This window comes from Cruoricaptor ignavus, from assembly GCF_900141665.1.
Taxonomy (GTDB): domain Bacteria; phylum Bacteroidota; class Bacteroidia; order Flavobacteriales; family Weeksellaceae; genus Cruoricaptor; species Cruoricaptor ignavus.
Map to the genome: position 1 here is coordinate 164697 of NZ_FQYI01000004.1, position 17450 is coordinate 182146.

Annotated in this window: 17 protein-coding genes and 1 pseudogene; 5 read left to right on the forward strand and 13 right to left on the reverse strand. The window is 42.7% G+C overall.

Going from position 1 to position 17450, the window contains the following annotated elements; translation table 11 throughout:
• Positions 1–4: 4 nt before the first annotated feature.
• From BUB43_RS05925 to BUB43_RS05980, 13 genes are all read right to left on the reverse strand, one after another.
• Positions 5–544: a 3-oxoacyl-ACP synthase gene (locus tag BUB43_RS05925; RefSeq protein ID WP_073179213.1), complete on the reverse strand. Its 540-nt coding sequence runs from the start codon at positions 542–544 to the stop codon at positions 5–7.
• Positions 531–1688, reverse strand: a complete 1158-nt coding sequence (locus BUB43_RS05930) for a beta-ketoacyl synthase N-terminal-like domain-containing protein (protein ID WP_073179274.1) — start codon at positions 1686–1688, stop codon at positions 531–533. The genes BUB43_RS05925 and BUB43_RS05930 overlap by 14 nt, the downstream gene beginning before the upstream one ends.
• Positions 1689–1711: 23 nt before the next feature.
• A complete protein-coding gene (locus BUB43_RS05935; protein WP_073179215.1) occupies positions 1712–2983 on the reverse strand; it encodes an ABC transporter permease in 1272 nt (423 codons plus the stop codon).
• Positions 2973–3725 carry an ABC transporter ATP-binding protein gene (locus BUB43_RS05940; protein WP_073179217.1) on the reverse strand — a complete coding sequence of 251 codons (753 nt, stop codon included), beginning with the start codon at positions 3723–3725 and terminating at the stop codon, positions 2973–2975. Before BUB43_RS05940 ends, BUB43_RS05935 begins: the two co-directional genes overlap by 11 nt.
• A 27-nt stretch (positions 3726–3752) precedes the next feature.
• Complete coding sequence (locus BUB43_RS05945) at positions 3753–4748, reverse strand: BtrH-related acyltransferase DarH (RefSeq protein ID WP_073179219.1); 996 nt, start codon at positions 4746–4748, stop codon at positions 3753–3755.
• The gene (locus BUB43_RS05950) at positions 4748–5152 is read right to left on the reverse strand and encodes a flexirubin biosynthesis protein DarG (RefSeq protein WP_073179221.1); all 405 of its coding nucleotides are present in this window, start codon (positions 5150–5152) and stop codon (positions 4748–4750) included. The genes BUB43_RS05945 and BUB43_RS05950 overlap by 1 nt, the downstream gene beginning before the upstream one ends.
• On the reverse strand, positions 5149–5577 hold the full coding sequence (locus BUB43_RS05955; protein WP_073179223.1) for a hotdog family protein: 429 nt from the start codon (positions 5575–5577) through the stop codon (positions 5149–5151). The genes BUB43_RS05950 and BUB43_RS05955 overlap by 4 nt, the downstream gene beginning before the upstream one ends.
• A 3-nt stretch (positions 5578–5580) precedes the next feature.
• Positions 5581–6015, reverse strand: a complete 435-nt coding sequence (locus BUB43_RS05960) for a hotdog family protein (protein ID WP_073179225.1) — start codon at positions 6013–6015, stop codon at positions 5581–5583.
• Between the two features lie 30 nt (positions 6016–6045).
• Complete coding sequence (locus BUB43_RS05965) at positions 6046–7185, reverse strand: dialkylresorcinol biosynthesis protein DarB (protein WP_073179227.1); 1140 nt, start codon at positions 7183–7185, stop codon at positions 6046–6048.
• 3 nt (positions 7186–7188) lie between these two features.
• The gene (locus BUB43_RS05970; RefSeq protein WP_073179229.1) at positions 7189–8091 is read right to left on the reverse strand and encodes a hypothetical protein; all 903 of its coding nucleotides are present in this window, start codon (positions 8089–8091) and stop codon (positions 7189–7191) included.
• Positions 8092–8105: 14 nt separating this feature from the next.
• Positions 8106–11735 (reverse strand): MMPL family transporter, encoded by a 3630-nt coding sequence (locus BUB43_RS05975; RefSeq protein ID WP_073179231.1) that lies wholly within the window; start codon positions 11733–11735, stop codon positions 8106–8108.
• 218 nt (positions 11736–11953) lie between these two features.
• A complete protein-coding gene (locus BUB43_RS11390) occupies positions 11954–12100 on the reverse strand; it encodes a hypothetical protein (RefSeq protein ID WP_221403999.1) in 147 nt (48 codons plus the stop codon).
• A 108-nt stretch (positions 12101–12208) separates the two neighbouring features.
• Positions 12209–14293, reverse strand: coding sequence for a TonB-dependent receptor plug domain-containing protein (locus tag BUB43_RS05980; protein ID WP_073179232.1), 2085 nt, complete (start codon positions 14291–14293; stop codon positions 12209–12211).
• Positions 14294–14387: 94 nt separating this feature from the next.
• On the opposite strand from BUB43_RS05980, the gene BUB43_RS11455 reads away from it, so the two are divergent.
• The 5 genes and pseudogenes from BUB43_RS11455 to BUB43_RS06005 all read left to right on the forward strand — a co-directional run.
• On the forward strand, positions 14388–15191 hold the full coding sequence (locus BUB43_RS11455; RefSeq protein WP_260200472.1) for an aminotransferase class I/II-fold pyridoxal phosphate-dependent enzyme: 804 nt from the start codon (positions 14388–14390) through the stop codon (positions 15189–15191).
• A 53-nt stretch (positions 15192–15244) separates the two neighbouring features.
• Positions 15245–15823: a TetR/AcrR family transcriptional regulator gene (locus tag BUB43_RS05990; RefSeq protein WP_260200473.1), complete on the forward strand. Its 579-nt coding sequence runs from the start codon at positions 15245–15247 to the stop codon at positions 15821–15823.
• Positions 15824–15996: 173 nt separating this feature from the next.
• A complete protein-coding gene (locus tag BUB43_RS11460; RefSeq protein ID WP_073179236.1) occupies positions 15997–16557 on the forward strand; it encodes a polymorphic toxin type 37 domain-containing protein in 561 nt (186 codons plus the stop codon).
• A 16-nt stretch (positions 16558–16573) separates the two neighbouring features.
• Positions 16574–16906: an Imm32 family immunity protein gene (locus tag BUB43_RS06000; RefSeq protein ID WP_073179237.1), complete on the forward strand. Its 333-nt coding sequence runs from the start codon at positions 16574–16576 to the stop codon at positions 16904–16906.
• 29 nt (positions 16907–16935) lie between these two features.
• Positions 16936–17450 (forward strand): annotated as a pseudogene (locus BUB43_RS06005) (hypothetical protein); the annotation flags it as partial.

Below are 17450 nucleotides of genomic sequence, written 5' to 3' on the forward strand. Positions count from 1 at the left end.
TATTTCAGTAATTCAGCAAATATACAAAAGCCCTATGATAATCGCCAAGCAATTCCACCCAGCCGCAAAGTGCCTGCGTTGCTTTCCCCGATTTGAGCAGGTTTTCCGCGTATTTATCAAGTAGATTTCTGCTGAAATCTTCCATCACGAAGAAAATATTTTCCGTCTGCAGCTGATGCCGAATGCTGATTTCTCCGAGGCATATGTTTGGTAGCGTGTAAACGAAAACCGCAGGGCTTGGAAAGTAGTTTTCCTTATCATTAATGCTTTGCTGATGCTTCAGGTCTGTGTCCAAACTTGAAGATTTGTTGGCGAAAATCAGCGCTGTATCTTTTTGATTTTCAGTTGATAAGCATAATTCTGAAGCGAGGAAAGCCAGCTTTGTAAGATTATCCATCTTGTGAAATTTGGGATAATCTATATTGATTTTTTTGTAAAATTCTTTGGCAAATTCTGCAAAGTTTTTCGTTTCAGATTGAAAGATGATTTCGCCATCCAACTTCACTTGAAAATTATCAATTTCACAAATTTTAGTCGTTTTCATTGCCAATCATCTTTTTGAGAATTATGGCAGAATTGCTACCGCCAAATCCAGATGCAGTCTTTAAAAATGTGCGAATTTCTTTCGCCGAATTTTCGGTAATAATGTTCAGAGGATGAGAAACGCCGCAATTTTCATAGTTCAGCGATTGAATTAAAATGCTGCGTTTCGCACTTTCCATTGCCATAATAATTTCGAGCAAACCGGATGCACCAAGGCAATGTCCAAAGTACGCTTTCAGGCTATTCATCGGGGTTTCCGAAAGATGAGCACGAGAAAAAGCAATGGATTCCATTTCATCATTGTAAATCGTTGCCGTTCCGTGAGCATTGATGAAGTCGATGTCAGCCGAAGAAATTCCTGCTTCCTTCATTGCGTTCTGAATGCTTCGGAAAAGACCTTCACCGGTTCTTGAAGGTCCGGAAATATGGTTGGCATCATTAATGGACGAATTGCCGAGAATTTCAAAACAAGTTTCTGATTTTTCCTTGGAAATAAAGACCGCCGCTGCAGCTTCGCCCAAATTGATGCCTTTCCGATATTTGTCGTAAGGCCTGCAAACATCGCTGCTCATCGCCTGAAAAGAATTGAAACCAGACAAAACGAATTCCGAAACTTCATCGGCAGCAATTACAAATGCATCTGAAAATTTTTCATTTTGCAAAAAAATTCTTCCTGCGGAAACTGCCATCACACCTGAAACACAGGCATTGGAAATAACAATCGGCCCATTATGAAATCCGAAAAAATTTGCTATTTTTTTTGCGGAAAATGAAAGATAGGCGTTTTCTGGTGGAATGCTTTGATTTTGCAGGTATTTCACATTGCCTTTGGTTGTTGATAATATCAACAGGCTTTTTTCCGAGACGGAATGTTTGTCAAGCAAAGGTTTCAGTGCCAGAATGAGCATCTGTTCGAACCTTGTAAAATATTGATTTTCAGTGTTTAAACTTAATTCTGAAAATTTTTCTTCCACTAATTTTTCGGGAATAATTGCCGCGCAAACTTCGGGAAAGCTTTCGGAAAAATATTGCTTTTTAATGCCGGTTTTATTATTTAGCAAGGCACCGAAATTCTGTTCTACATCGAAGCCAAGCGGAGAAATGCAGCTGTAATCTGAAATGAAAACCGGTTGAGAATTACTCACTTTCGCAGAAAATTTTTGCAAAATTAAACATCGGATTTTTTCCGTTCATAAAGGATGGAAGCGCCACAGCAAACCAAGTAGAACAGCAGCAAAAGCGCGCTGTGCTTCAGGATTTCCAGAACACCTGCATTGCGCAGGATGATATCGTAATAGCCTTTCAAGCCCCAATTCATCGGAGAAAATTTCGAGATGCTCTGCATAGTTTGTGGCATCATAAAAACCGGCACCCATATGCCGCCGATTGCAGCAAGGATGACCACCGCCGTTGCTCCGAATGGCGCTGATTGCTCTTGCGTTTTAAAAACCGTACCCACCAAAATTCCAAAGCCAATGGCTGCCAAGCCTGCAAAAACGGTTAAAAACATCAGTGGAAAAATTTTCCCGGAAACTTCGAAACTCTGCAGGCCAAGCAACGGAAAAAGCCATTTCCCCACGGCCAGCATCATTAGAAATTGTAAAATGCAAATGAAAAGGTACGCCACCGTTTTGCCGAGAAGGTGCAGTGCATAAGGCGCCGGGCTTGTTTTCAGGCGGATTGCCGTGCCCTGTTGTTTTTCCTGAACCAAATTGATGGAGAGCGGAATTACGATGAGGAAAATCGCGAAAAGCGACCACGCCGGAACATTGTGCTGCACGGAATTTGGCTTCGCTCCGGCATTTCCGTTCGACGTTATCTCTTTGAAACTGATGAGTTTATCGCCTTTCAGAATGCTGCCGTCCGCATCCAGTTGCTCTTCAAAAGCCGTGTAAATTTTTTGGTTTTCCACCTGGAAAATCATCTTATCGATAGCGGTTTTCATCCCGTTTTTAAAACCATCATTGGCAGCAGGGTCGAAGTAAAGTTCAATATCGGCGGTTTTCGGCGGAGGATTTTTTTGTGCCAAACTGTCAGCGGTTGGGTTGTAGCCCAGGGCATCGATGATACTTTCGACACGGTAATTAATGTTGTCCGAAAGATTTTTGCTCAGGTTTTCCGGCAGAATTACCGCCATCTGATATTTTCCAGAAAACACGGCTTTTTTTGCTGAATTTTCATCGAAACCTTTTTCCAAGATTTCGAAGGAACCGCTTTCCGATATGCTTTGGCGGATGCTTTGCGAAACTTCGCCCTTGTCTTTGTCGATGAAAATTATCGGCAATTTGGTGTCGTCAAAATTTCGAAAACTCGAATCCTGAATCATCGTGATGGTGATGATGAGCAGCAATGGCATCAGGAAAATAATGATTAAACCGCCGATGTCCCGCGATAAAACCTGGAATTCTTTTACGATGGCACGCCAGATTTTATATAGCATCGCGAAGTTTTTTTCCGGTTAATGCTATGAAAACGCCTTCCAGATCGGTAGCGTTTTCCGTGCTGGCAATCAGGTTTTGAGGCTCAGCCTGCGCAAAGATTTTTCCGTGATCGATGATTGCGATTTCCGTGCAGAGGTTCTGCGCTTCCAAGAGGTGGTGCGATGTGTAAATAATCGTAGTTCCAGCTTGATTGATGTCCCTAAGAAAGTCGATGATTAAAGCTCTGGACTGCACATCCACGCCTACGGTAGGCTCATCGAGGAAGAGGATTTTTGGCTGATGCAGCAGGCCTGCGAGAATGTTGCACCGGCGTTTCATCCCACCGGAAAAGTGCGCAATTTTTCTGTCGGCAAACTGCGAAAGCCCCACTCTTTCCAGCCCACTTTTTATCCGTTGCTTCAGATCATCGTGTTTCAGGCCAAAAAGGCTGCCGAAAAACATCAGGTTTTCCGTTGCTGTAAGGCTTGGGTAAAGCGCATATTCCTGCGGAATGATACCGATGATTTTTTGGATTTCCCGCAAATTTCTGTCTGGCGAAAATCCAGCTATCTCATACCTTCCAGAAGTTGGCTGAATCAGGCCACACAAAATTGAAATTAGCGTGGTTTTGCCCGCACCGTTCGGACCGAGCAGCCCGAAAATTTCGCCTTCTTGAATTTCAAGGGAAATATCACGGATTGAAAAATCCGCAGCATTTTTGTATTTTTTTGAAAGATTCTGAATTTGGATGATTGCAGGCATCAGGCCAAAACTTTTTCGCAAATATACTCAAACCGCTTTCTTCAGCCTGCGGAAAAATGCCTCTTCCAAATCAGCAATGTGCAACATCTGCTTGGAAAGCTGGTTGTAAATATCGTTTTTCGAATTCCGGTTTTTGTAAACCCGCGCAATATCCACCGCCAAATCCCGCCACAAATCGCCAATCTTCGTGATTTCCTTGGAAAGTTCGCGTAGCTCCTCGTTCTGCAAAACATCCGCCGCTTCCTGCAGGAAAGCGCCGTACAGAAAGCGGAAACCGCCACCACCGGTACCTATTTCTTCCTGCATCCTGATGAGCTGCCCAAGGTAATGGTTCGTGGTTTTCGCGCCCTTTTTCGCTGCCCATTTTGGGATGCTCTTCGCTACCCAGCGCATCGCTTTCACGCCAATGATTGGTGCCGGTGCCAGCATCCGCTTGGAAGTTTCCCGGATGCCTGCCTTTATCGCCGATGCAAGTTCCACCGTTTCAGGCACTTCCACCGGGAAATACATATGGCCACGCGGCGCAAAGGCACCTTTTGCATAGCGTACTTTTTCCAGCTCTGCCTCGGTAAGTTTTGTCGGGAAATCCATCACAGGGTCAGAAATCAGATACTCGCCGTTTTCCTTGCCGAAAGCCACGAGATTGTGGGCGTTGAAGTGGAATTTATACTCTTCCGGAAAATAGGTGAGGTGGAATACGCCAACCTGCATCCCTGTGGGAATTCCTTTGCGAAGATTTTCGTCCAGCGCTTTTTGCGCATCTTTTGGATTGCGGAATTTCTGCCGTTTTATTTTAAAGCCGAGCCGCTTTGCCGCTTTTGAAAAAATGCTGCCAGGCATCGATCGGTAGCTGAAACCTGGTGCGAAATTCACCTTTAAAAATGGAAGATAAACGAAGAACAGACCGGAACCGATACCAAAAACCATGGGCTCGCTGATTTCCAAGCCCTGACTCTTCAAAAGGTTGGATGCCACGCCGTTTTCACAGTGCGCCGCCTGATGATGTTCAAATTGCAGTTTCATCAGTTGCCGTCAAAGTTTTTTAATTCATCCGTAGAAATTTCGAATGCATCGGCATATTTTTGCAAATTTTTCTCGCTTAATCTTGCGAAATTCTTAGGCTTCGCATCGCCTTTCACGAACCAGACCCATTTTCCAACATATGCCGCCAGAACATTCCAGTCCATTTTGTTCAGTTCCATAAAATAATGTATTGGGCTTGCCGTGCCGTTTTTCACCTGCGTTTTTGCGGCCTGCACGCGCTCTTCAATCAGCGCCATAGATTCATCCAGGGCAGAATTTTTCGCATCCCAGCCGCTGCTTTTTTCCGTGGTGTAGCGGTCGTTTTCATCCGTTACATACAGCACTTCCGTCATTTTCGCTTTTTCCAGGTAGCCGCCCTCCTGCGGTGCTTCGCCCTTTTTCATCCGCTGATTTTTTGTAAAAACATTACCATTTCCGCTTCCAGCAAAAGCTGTTCGCCGGCAAAACTTTCGCACGCAATATGGCAAATATTTTCAAATTCCGAAAGCAGCCTGGCTTTGCATATAATTTCTTCGCCGCAGCCTGGCAGGGCGTGGATTTTTACTTTTTTAATATTACTGATAAAGCCGATGACATCAGTGTTTTCATCATCTATGAAATGATTTTGCCCGGTGATTGTAGAGCAGGTTTGCGCGCAGTTTTCAATCAAGCCAGCTTCGTTGAATTTCCCGTTTTCGCAGAAGATATTGTCTGGCTTCACAAGAAATTTGGTAGTTACAGAATCGTGGTTGATTTCCAGAACTTCATCCGTCATCAGCATCGGTTCACGGTGCGGCAATATGTTTTGCAGGTCGATGTTCTTCCGCATTTTTCAGGCAAGGATTGTTTTCAGTTCGGCGGTTGAGATGGTTTCGCCGGCAAGTTTCGTAGTGGTTTTTACAAGCGTAATGCCTTCCATTTCTGCAAGGATTTCCACATCGGTTTCCAGCGTTTCACCGATTTTCGGCAATCTTTTTACCTCGAAGATTTTCACGGCGCCAAGGTAGCCAACCGGCGCAGCTTCACCCTTCAGGAAAAATTGGAAGCCGGTGTGCAGCGCCACAGATTGCGCCTGATGCTCCAAAATGCCTGGTTCTTGGAACTTGCCATTTTCGCAGAAAAAATTTTCGGCCGGAATCGTGAAGCCGGATTTTAAATGCGTCTCGGAAAATTCCAGCAGGGCATCCACCATCAGAAATGGCTCAGCTTGTGGAATGAGTTTTTCCACAATGGCAATGTCGGTAATTGGTAAGCTGCTTGTCGACAAAATTTTGGTTTTAGTGAATTCGGGCAAAAATTAAACCACCGTTAAAAGTGCGCAGGAATACGAAAACCTGCCGCTTTCCGGAATGCAGAGCAGCACTTTCTCGCCCTGTTTCAGTTTGCCGGAATTTACCAGCTCTTCCAGCGCAATGTAGATGGAAGCTGCGCCGATGTTGCCAACTTCTGACAGATTGTAGAACCATTTTTCCGCAGGGAAGTCCATATCCAGCGCTGCAAATTCTTCCTTTAGCCCGTCTTTAAAAAAGTTGGACGAAATGTGCGCAAGGACATAATCAATTTCTTCCGTCTTCAGATTGTGCTTGTCGAAAGAAGTGCGCAAGGCCTGGGCACCTTTTTTCAGGATGTTTTCGCCGAGAAGCTTCGTATCCTGCTTCAGCGCGAAAATCGATTGGTTCAGCCATTCCTGCGCAGGATATTCCGCCCAGGATTTCAGCGAGCCGTCGTCCTGCTTTTCCGCACCGGAATACATACAGGCCTCCAGTTCGTGCGCGTAGGAATAGAAATCGATGAATTCAATCCGCAAATTCACGCCGCCATTTCTCGGTTTGTTTTCCAAAAGAAAAGCGCCTGCACCATCGGAAAGCATCCAGCGAAGGAATTCCCTTTTAAAGGCGATAATTGGCCGCTCTTCAAGCTGTTTCAGGTTTTCCGCTTCCTCGTTGAATTTATCGGCGGTCATCCACGCTGAAAACCGCTCTGAGCCTACGCAAACCGCATTATTGGAATTGCCCGATTTTACGGACATATAGCCGTACTGAAGGGCATTCATCCCTGAATTGCAAAGACCTGTGGCAGAATTCACTTCGTAGGATTTCTCGGGCTTCAGTTCGCCGTGCACCATTGAAGCGTGCGAAGGCTGAATTTGATCTGCAGAAGTTGTTCCGCAGGAAAGCACTTCTATGTCTTGCTTCGTAAAATCATCGTCCAGCAGGGCTTCCACAGCTTTCGCAGTGATGGATGCGTTCGTCTCCGTAGGCACGCTGTTTTTATCGAGGGCATAGTACCTGGTTTTAATGCCGTTGTTTCTGAGAATCAGAGATTTAGCCTTGGAAGGCGTACCATTCACATAGCCCAGGAAGTCTTCCATTTCATCGTTGCTGATAGGGTTTCCGGGGAAATATTTTGATAATCTTGTGATATAAACTTCGCTCATTTTTTAAATGCCTTTGTAGTATTGAATTTTTTTCTGCCGTTCCTTCCGGAAAATCGGCGTGGTTAAGTTATAGAAAATCAGCACGATAGGTGATACAATCCAGATTGCCGTCATCAGATAAATCTTGAAAAGCTTCACCCAAAACTTTCGCTGCGCTGGATTTTTTTTGATTCTTCCAGAGAAAAAGGTGAAAAGCTTGTTGCCCACTTCTTCCACTTTTACTAAAAACGGGCGAACTTCTACGGCGCCTTTCTGCAACAGCTTCTCCTGTAATCCGTCATAATTTGCCCTGTCTAAAAATGGCTTGATAACTTCGCCGAATTTTCTGGCCCCCGCAATTTCCCTATCCGAAACGCCGGCCTTTGGCAGCGGTGGTTTCTGCTCTTTTTTACCGGTGCTCATCCAGTTCAGGATCGTGATAACGCTGGTGTAGTTGTCGTGCCTGTCCACCAGGGCTATGTTGCCCACCAGTTTTGCGCCCAGCCTTTGCAGGTGCGCTTTCAGTTTGTCCTGAGACAGCATCCACATATTCCGCGTCGCAGAAATCGTGACAACCGGTGTGTTTTTCAGAAGTTTTTCGGCGAAAGGGCTTTTCAGGAAAGAGATGGTGGGAATGGATGGCGTGAGAAACCATACTTGATAGCCGAATAAAATAAGGTCGTATTTCTTGCGCAAAATCTCCTGGCTTGGCGGAAGAATTTCCCGCGGAATTTGCAGGTAAGATTCCGGGAAGGTGTTGTAGAAAACATCTTCAGGCCAGGGAAACGGGAAATCTTCCTTCGGCTGAATTTGGTAGAAATCCACGCTGTAATCAGGGTTTTGCGAAAATGGCTCCGCAATGTTTTTCACGATGTCTTGCAGCTGTCCGCTTTGGGAATAATAAACTACGAGAATGTTTTTCGGCATAATGTTGCTAAATTTCAGCGTTTCAGCACGGTGATTTTTTCGCTGCGCAGTGCCGCTGAGAACTCGGTAAATTTACCATTATTTTTGCATCTCGCAATAATAATTTGGCGGATGCTTTCCGGCAGGCTAATTTCTGGAAAATTCTCATCCGAGATGATTAGCGTTGTAAAATGCTTATTTTCAGGAATTTCTGAGTGATAGAATACTTTGCGTTTTTTTACCACAAAATTTTCTGAGGCAACATTCCGCCGGTTTTCATCCGGAATTACGCTGTGGATCTTCCGCGCGCTTTCGCTCAAAGCCAGAAGCATATCAATCTGCCCAAAATCACCGCAGAAATGCAGGATTTTCTCATCGGCAGAAATCAGGCGGTTCATTTCAAAATAGGCAGATTTATTTTCTTCGAAATCCCGTTTTGCTTCCTCTGAAATTTCCCGTTCCTTGTACAGAAAGCTGCTATAGATTTGCGGTTTAAAGTAATTTTCATCCTCAATTTCGTTTCGGAATTCCTGAAATTTTTCCCGGTAAAACTGCTGGATTTTCTTCGTTCTTTCCGAATAATTTTCGCCGAAACTTTTATCATCGGCCGAAATTCTGTCGCCAACTTTCACGCTGATTTTTCCGTCGTGAATCATAAAATCGCCTTTCGGCATCACCTCAGAATTTCCGTGGATGAACACCGGCACCACATCAAGCCCGTATTTTTCGGCAAGGTAAAAGGCGCCCTTGTGAAAGCGCTGAACACGGTTGGTTTCCGAACGCTGAGCTTCCGGGAAAACCGCCAGAGAATAGCCCTGGTTGATTTTTTCCTGCAGAACACCGTGGCCGTTTTCAATGCCCTCAGACACAGGGTAGAAGCCGAAACGCTTTACCACTTTTCCGAAAATCGGCGAGTTGTACACCCAGTCATTCACCAAATAAACAATTTTGGGCGTTACCATTGCCATTGCCAAAGTGTCGAGAAATGAAGTGTGATTGGCGATGATTACGACAGGCCTACTGAAATCTTCGCTTGGGTTTGGGATGAATTTTTTGCGCACAAATGGGTTGGTGTACAGCACGGACACCAGGAATTTCGATGCCGGAACTTTCAGGATGCGCTGTGCGTTTTTCCCGAAAATCATCGCCAGAATTGAAAAGAAAAATCCCCCCAAAGCATAGTAAATCAGTGAGAAAACTGAGTTGAGAAAAACGCGGCTGCTCACTGGCTGAAGGCCTTTCTGCGTGCGCTTTCTGATGAGCCTGAAAATCAGCGGATAAATTGTAAACGAAATGATGACGACGGAAAGCATCCCAAGCGTTGCTACCGCGGCAACGGATTTTAGCGCCGGATGTTTTGCGAAAATCAGCGAGCCGATCGCCAATAGTGTGGTGATGAGCGCCAGAACAATGGAAACACGGTAGGTGGGCAGCGCGCTTTTCCCGGTGGAAAGTTCCTTCTGCAAAGCCTTTGTGAGAAATATGTTGAAATCTACACCGGCACCGAAAACCAGCGTGCAAACGATGGTGCTGAAGATGTTGAGTTCCAGCCCGAGAAAATAGAAAATACCTGCGGTGACGATGCCGGAAAGCAAAACCGGAATGATGGCGAAAATTGTAAGGCCTAAGTTCCTGAAAAACAGCAGGAAAATCGCGATAATGGCAATCAGGGAATAATTGATAAGGCTAAGGAAATCGTCTTTCAGCAGGCCAAGAAAATTCTCGTTCATTTGCTGGCGGTCGATTACCAAAGTGTTCGGGATTTTTTCGGCAGCACTGATGAAATCGCCGCGCTTTTTCTCGTCCAGTTTTACGATGCTCACCAAAGTCGCTAGGCCATCCTCTTCTGTAAGAAACTCATTCAGCCTTAACGCTGGAAGTTCCTGAAAATCAAGAATTTGCAACGGCTGATAATTTTTGTACAACACTTCCTCAAACTCAGAAAAAGCGCTTTCACTAAAACCGCTGGTTTTTCCTGCCGACTTAATTTTAGCGATGGTTTGGGCTTTTTTTGCATCGTCCCAAAAATTTTTCCAACGGGTAATTCTTTCCACTTGCAAACTTTCTGGAATCAAAATTTCGCCGGAAGAAGTGAAGTTCAGGATGTTTCCGCCGGATTTTTCTTGGCGCAGAAATTCGGCAACTTTAGTGTTGTGCTTCAGCGCCTCTTCCGCGGAATTTCCGTAGGAAAAAACATACACCGATTTTTCCGCTAAATCTGTGATACTCTGCAACTTAGCTTCGCTTTGTTGCATTTCTTCCGGCACGAAATTAAGGTCAGAAATATCGCTATTGAATTTCACCTTGCTGAAACCGAAAAGGCAAACCGTGATTGTAATTAAGCAACTGATTATCAGGAATTTATTTCGTTCGAAAGGGTAGCCTGCCACTTTGTCAATCAGTAATTTTTTCGGTTCTATTTCCACTGCTTTAGGCCTGTAAATTTGCGGAATGATGATGAGCGAAAATATGGCGGAAAGCATCACGGTGATTGCTGCAAAAATGCCGAGGTCTTTCAGTGCCTCGCTTCGCACGAAAACCAGACACAGAAAGGAAACTGCCGTGGTTGCGGCGCTCATCAGCACAGGCTGCGTAATTTCGCGGTAGAGTTCGGCGATGTTCGTTTTGTGCTTGTAATGCGTGAGGATGTGCAGCGCATAATCCACCGTAAGGCCGACCAATATTGCGCTGATGCTGAGCGAAACCGCGGAAATCCGGTCTTTAATGAAATAAATAATGGCGAGCGAAATGACCGCGGAAACTGCGGTGGGAATGAAGATGATGAGCGGTGTGAGCCAGTTTTTAAAGTAAAAAATGAGCAGCAGGAGAAGCAGCGCCATCGAAACCAGCACGGTGCTTTGGATGTCGTGCTTGATCTGTTTGGCGTTCGCCACGGCGATTAATGGTGCGCCAAAATACGAGATTTCCGTTGTGCCGCGGTACTTTTGGTTCAGTTCACCACGGATTTTTTCCAAGCCTTCGGCAAATTTCTCGTTGTTCTTGGTTTCGCTGCCTCCAAATTTCGGCTCGATGAAGAGCAACAGATGTCGGCCGTTTTCACTCACCACATAATTGTCTTCCAGCTGAAAATTACTATTAGAATTCAGGCTGTTTAATTTTTTTAGGGCAATTGCAGAAAAGCCAAGTGGATCTTTCCGAATGAAATCCTTGGTAACAACGCTTGTTGGCGAAAGCATTGTGGAAAAATTATCCGAAATTTTTTGGGAAATGCTGTCGCTGTTTAATTTTTGGCTGATGATTTCGTAGTCTTTTTCTTCCAGGAAAATCGGAAGGTTTTCGCTGATGAAATGGAAGGACCGCAGGATTTCCTCGTCATCTACTTTTCCCTGAACATCGCTGATGTAGGGTTTTAGCGGCTCTATTTTTTCAAGGAAATCATCGGCAGTTTCGGAAAGCGCATAATCTTGGGAGGCGTTTTTCTTCTCGGTTATTACAATCACTTTATCCGAGAAATTCTGCTGTTTCAGGACTTTTGCCGTGATGTCTGCCTTGTCACTTTTCGGGATAATTTGGCTGATATCTTCCTCGAAATTTATTTTGTTGATGCACAGGAAGCAAAGCCCGAGAATTGCCAGCAAACCCAGCAGCCAAGGCAATTTATGCTTAGAAATTTTAAAATAAACTTCGGTAAAAAAGCGGTGCATCCCTCTCAGAAAATTCTCTGCAAAATAAGGAAAAGAAAAATTTGGGACAGTCTTGGGAACAATGGTAAAATTAAAAAACGCAACCACTTGATTTTAAAGTGATTGCGCTTGAAAGTCGTAGCCCGTAGGGAAGTATTTGTATATCCCAATGAATCCCACAGAGTAATCATTTTGCTTGATTTTTAAGTATTTATGATTTGTGTGGATTGTCTTTAAAATCATAAATACTTGTGAATATCCCTTGATTTAGTCAAAGAGGTGGATTTTGAGAATCCCCCTTTTATTTGCCCTTTCGCGTCTTCCTTAAGTGTTTCCATTTTTTTTACCAACTCTTGAAATTTTTGTTTTTGATTTTTTCGTTCCATAAATTCATTTTTTGGAAATTATTAATAAATCTTTTGCTTTAAAGAAAGCTGTATTTAAACATTTCACATTTGCATTGCGCACTACAAATTAGAAACGAGAAAATCAGTTTAAAACTTTGAAGCCGGAGCGGTGGAGTTGTTCAGTTTCTTTTGGATCTGCAGTTTCTTACCTGAAGAAAAATTATAACTCAAACCGAGGACGAACATATTTTTATTGTTATATATATTTGAAATCCGTTCATTTAGCACTATACTACCTTCCAAAGTTTTATTGTGGTAATGGGAAGGCATCCCAAGCCAGTAGGCACCAGTATATATCTGTAAATTTTGTTTGAAATTATAGGAAACGAGGAAATTGTTCTGATTCTCATCCAAACTTAAAAACGCACCGTTGATTTGATAAACAGGCAGGCTGAAATTATAATAAATTCCAAAGTTTTTAAATTGCGAGGTTAATGCAAAATTACTTCTTATAAAAGTGTTATTAAATTTTCTGCCGTCATATAGTTTTAGAGACATTCCTACAGGCTGGACAAATGCTTTTATGACCAAAACCTGCGTTCCAAAAGGCTTGTAAGAGCCACTTATCTGAATACCTTTTTCATTGAAACCCGCATTTTGGTAGGTTAATGCATAACCATTTGTCACCGCATCAGTTTCAAAAATTTGTGCAAAGTATTTATCCACAATATTATAAAACGCGTTTACATTTACATCCAGTTTCTTTCCGTCGTAAGAATAAATAAAATTGTTTCTGAATAAATGTTGAGACTTCAAATACGGATTTCCACGCTGAACAATATTCGGAACAATCTGTGTAACATTGCTGCTCAATGCTGAAGCCCAAGGACTATTCGAAGTATATGTACTCGTAAACCGCAAACTTTGGTTTTTCGCCAAATCATAACTCAACACGAGTTTTGGTGTAGGCGCCCAGTCGACCTGCGTGGTTTCAGCACTTTTGTTATGGATATTTGTCACACCGATTCCGAAACGATAGCCCAATTTGTCCCATTTCCCAGAATATTCGGTGTAAAGGTATTGTTCCAGATAATTCACATCATAATGCGAACTACCGAGCAAATTCACCAAATCGTTAGAAATTGCGGTGTTCGAAATTCGGTAGCCAGAGCTTAACTTTCCTTTTTCAAACTGGTGAGTGTGCGCAATCTCCCCAACGATTCCCGTTTGCTTTGCCTTTAGATTCATATCGTTGTTAAAGATATCGGAGTTGGTTTCAGTATTCCATTCGTGGTCGAACTGCGAGGAATTCGTGGTATAATGCGAACCGATCAAGTTTAAACTCAATTCGTCCTTCTTCCCGATATTTTTGGAATAATAGAGGTCCAAAGTCGGAGCAGTATAGGCGGAATTGCTGTTGTGAATGGTGCTGTGGTTTTCCGCCAAATGATCTTGGGTAAAAATACTTTGCCCCAAACCTTTGCTGAAACTGGAAAGCATTGACACGCTTCCCTTTGCCTGAAAAGTATAATTACCGGGAACGACATTGGCGTATCTCAACGCAATGTTTTGATTGGTGTAGCCAAAATGGTCTTTCTGCCTTTCAGTGGAATTGTAATGGCTTCCGTTCAGGTTATAGTCGTAGATTTTATCTACAATCCGGTTGTCGTAATCCCTCAAGTTAATGGAATATTCCAGTCCGAAATCGTTTTTGCCTTTGGTGTATCCTGCATATGCAGAACCGTTCACAAAGCCTGTTTTTAATGCAGAAGTCACATCCGCGCCATAGGAATATCCGACTTCCGGATTTTTGGTAATAATGTTCACCACGGTATCGGCTCTCTGTGAATATCTTGCAGGCGGAATGTCGAAATATTCCACACGCACAACATTTGTCGGCGCAATGCTTTTAATCTGGTTGTCGCTGGCTTCAATTCCATTAATCAGAAAGAGAATTTTTCCACCCCTGATACTTGTAACAGTATTGGAAATCGGGTCGAGTTGCAGTTCGGGCAGCGTAGTAAGCAAATCTTTGGAATGCCGTGCTTTTTCCAATGTCTCCTTATCAAAAGTATAATTGGCGTGGTCGGAAAACTGCTTTTTCCGCTGTGCTTTAATTAAAACTTCCTGAATTTCCTTCGTGGAAATGGAGTCTTTTTTTTCCTGCGCATGTATTTTAGATGATATACTCAGGCAATTTGCAAAAAATAATATGATTATGTTGTTTTTCATGAGTTATATTCAAAATGAATCATGTAGTTTCTCGATCCTTTTATTTGTGTCAAATCTAAAAAACTATTTAATATAAATCACTGAAAAGAGATTTATGTTGAAATTTATAATCGTTCTAAACAGTAAAGCCTTTGCAAATGTTGGCGGTTATGTTATTACATCGCCAAAATTGGCCGCTTTCATAAGGTTTCAATCGCGACAGCAGATTTTTTGGTTAAGGTGGATTCAGCAAGATAAGTCCGTATATCTGCAAAAAGAAAGGATTCTATCTCTTCTTGACCAACAGCAGACTAATTCCGCTGACGTGGCTTTCGTCTTGCCTGCAGGGCAGGTGAAACAAGAAGTTTTAGAATCCGTCGCAAATATAGTCAAAAACTTCAAAAATCCAATAAGCGACGCGGAAGTTCAGTGGGTGCAGTATTCCCTGAGGGCATACCACGGCAGTCCACATCTTTTTGACATGTTCAGCACGAGCAAGATTGGTAGCGGAGCAGGTGTACAGTCATATGGTTCTGCAACGGCTCCGCCATCGTCAATGGGTATTATTAAAGCCATAGAGCTTATTGACGAGGAGCCACAATGGAGAGCTAAAATTTGGGAAAATATCAATTATTTTAAAAGTGGTTTGGAAAGTTTAGGGCTAAATACTGGAACTACTTCTTCTGCCATTGTACCCGTTAAGATTGGTGATCCGCATATTACCGGGGATGTAGGCAGGATGTTAATTGATAGAGGAATTTATACCAATCCAATCCTATATCCGGCCGTTGCGAGAAAAGATGCCCGAATAAGAATGGCTGTAATGGCAACTCATACAAAATCCCAGCTCGATAAGACGCTTAATGCCTTTGAGGATATAAATAAAAAATTGCAAATTGCATCAAATTCGTTCAAATGATTCGTAAAAAAGTTCAGGGTCCCATTAGAGACAAAGAAAAGACGAAACTTAGAATGCTAAATGCCGTTGGAAAAATTTTGAAATCTAAAGGATATCAAGGATTACAAGTAACCAAAATTGCTACGGCGGCCGGCGTAGACAAAAAATTAATCTATGATTATTATGGCAGTGTTGATAAGTTAATTAACGAATATTTGAAACAAAGGGATTATTGGAACTCTGTTTCCGAATTGGTAGAGACTACAGACATTAATGATGGAGGGAAGGTTTTAGCAAAAGTTTTACTTAGCGGCCAATTTGATGAATTAAAAAAAAATAAAGAGCTTCAAAAGATAATTCTTTGGGAATTGTCCGAGTCAAAATCTGCATTAAGGAAACTAGCTGATGAACGGGAGGCAGCCGGAGAAGAGATGTTTGCCAGCATTACAGACAGGTATTTTGGCTCAGAAGCAAAAAAGTTTAGAGCTTTAATGGCGATACTTGTTTCATCCAGTTATTATCTCAATTTGCATGCAGATTTTAATGGAAGTGCTTTTTGCGGGCTAGATTTAAAAGATGATGAAGATCGGAATGTCGTCAAAGGCGTGATTTCCGAAATGATAGATATGTTTTTTAAAGAGTATTCAGAATAAACATAACGATTTTTTTTGGTTTATTTATCACTTTTAAGTGATATGTTTTTATATTTGGGACGGGAGATATTTTAAAAATTAAATCACTAAAGTTAGAGCAAACACCAGCTCGCTTTAAAGCAAAACGCCATAACTATGAAAAACAAATTTATTATCCTGCCATTCTTCGCTATGTGCGGTTTCTATTTTGGCCTGGGGCTGTTTCTGGCGGTATAGGCGCAGAGCTAACAGGTGGGAACCTCTGGCAAGGAGCGGTAATTGGAGGTATAGTCGCCGGTTTAAATCATGCGATGCATGAAATTGGTAATGAAAATCTTTTAAGTGATGACAATAAAGGTCCAGAAAAAGGAAAAACATTAAAAGACTTAAAGGAGAGTCCGCCAGATCATCCTGAATATAAGGCTCCAAAAGGTGGTGCTCGAAAAGTTAAAAATCCAAATGGCAAGGGTTCTGGGTGGATTGATAAGGATGGAAGAGAATGGGTTCCGACTGATCATGGTGGGACGCACAATCCACACTGGGATAGACAGGAGCCAAAAGGAGGGGGATATACGAATATTTATCCAATTGTGAAACCTGTTGCAGTAGGTGTTACGGTAGGAACAGTTATTTATGGTGGTCTAAAGTTCATAGATATGGCTTTTTCCAGATTAATGCCATTAATGATCGGTACACCATTTATGATGGATACACTCAATACAAAACCTGCATATAATTCAAAACAAGTCTATTAATTAAAAATAAATTAACATGAGTGGTGTTAAACGAACTTTAAAGATCGAAGGGGATTTGGATATTTTCGTGGTAGAAAATGAAGATGACTTGGATGGTGAATTGTCTTCATGGAAAGAAGTTTTAATTCATGGTGATCCTGTCGGATTAAAATCTTTTGCCAATTTATTAATTGAAATTGCTAATACCAATCAAGAAATCTTAAGTGATGATGTATTACCTAATGGAGAAAGAGAGCATGTAAAATTGAAACCTGGGTTTGAACTTTCAAAAAGTTCCGATGAAGTAATAGTTGGAAGATTGGATGCAAAGAAAGCCGGTGCATATTATCAGCGCTTCATCTCGAAGTAAAAACAATAAATTTATATATAAGCAGTTGGTTGTTCGATATTGGCTATATAGGAGCGGTAATTTCCTGTAACAATCTGGATTTTAAAGATAAAAATGAAATAATAGCAATCTGTGCGGCAAATTCATATGCTGTAATATTTGGATTAGGAAGGATTTTTAGTGTCGCGGGAAGCACGGCTCTTACTGCGACGGGAACTGCGATAAAAGAAGCCGTTGGTGGCGTTGGTTTGGCAATCGTTCAAGCGGGTACCCATGCTGTTGCGCAGGGTGTAATGTCTTTAATGCAAGGTGGTACATTCCAGCAGGCTTTTTGGTCTGGTGCTTTAAGAAGCCTTGGTGCGAGAGCTTTTGGCGCAGTTGCAGGTGATTTTGCTAATAAGGCTGTTGGTCAGATAGCATTTGGGGCTGTTTCTGGTGGAATTGGAGCAGAATTAAGTGGTGGAAACTTCTGGCAAGGAGCGGTAATTGGAGGTATTGTTGCAGGATTGAACCACGCGATGCATGAAATAGATTCTCCTTTGGACGATGACGGTGGTGGAGATGG

Coding starts and splice junctions, on each gene's coding strand:
- BUB43_RS05955 (WP_073179223.1), bottom strand. CDS start 5,577: ATGCGGAAGAACATCGACCTGCAAAACATATTGCCGCACCGTGAACCG.
- BUB43_RS05970 (WP_073179229.1), bottom strand. CDS start 8,091: ATGCCGAAAAACATTCTCGTAGTTTATTATTCCCAAAGCGGACAGCTG.
- BUB43_RS06000 (WP_073179237.1), top strand. CDS start 16,574: ATGAGTGGTGTTAAACGAACTTTAAAGATCGAAGGGGATTTGGATATT.
- BUB43_RS05990 (WP_260200473.1), top strand. CDS start 15,245: ATGCTAAATGCCGTTGGAAAAATTTTGAAATCTAAAGGATATCAAGGA.
- BUB43_RS11390 (WP_221403999.1), bottom strand. CDS start 12,100: ATGGAACGAAAAAATCAAAAACAAAAATTTCAAGAGTTGGTAAAAAAA.
- BUB43_RS05945 (WP_073179219.1), bottom strand. CDS start 4,748: ATGAAACTGCAATTTGAACATCATCAGGCGGCGCACTGTGAAAACGGC.
- BUB43_RS05965 (WP_073179227.1), bottom strand. CDS start 7,185: ATGAGCGAAGTTTATATCACAAGATTATCAAAATATTTCCCCGGAAAC.
- BUB43_RS05950 (WP_073179221.1), bottom strand. CDS start 5,152: ATGAAAAAGGGCGAAGCACCGCAGGAGGGCGGCTACCTGGAAAAAGCG.
- BUB43_RS05940 (WP_073179217.1), bottom strand. CDS start 3,725: ATGCCTGCAATCATCCAAATTCAGAATCTTTCAAAAAAATACAAAAAT.
- BUB43_RS05975 (WP_073179231.1), bottom strand. CDS start 11,735: ATGCACCGCTTTTTTACCGAAGTTTATTTTAAAATTTCTAAGCATAAA.
- BUB43_RS11455 (WP_260200472.1), top strand. CDS start 14,388: ATGTTGAAATTTATAATCGTTCTAAACAGTAAAGCCTTTGCAAATGTT.
- BUB43_RS05980 (WP_073179232.1), bottom strand. CDS start 14,293: ATGAAAAACAACATAATCATATTATTTTTTGCAAATTGCCTGAGTATA.
- BUB43_RS05935 (WP_073179215.1), bottom strand. CDS start 2,983: ATGCTATATAAAATCTGGCGTGCCATCGTAAAAGAATTCCAGGTTTTA.
- BUB43_RS05925 (WP_073179213.1), bottom strand. CDS start 544: ATGAAAACGACTAAAATTTGTGAAATTGATAATTTTCAAGTGAAGTTG.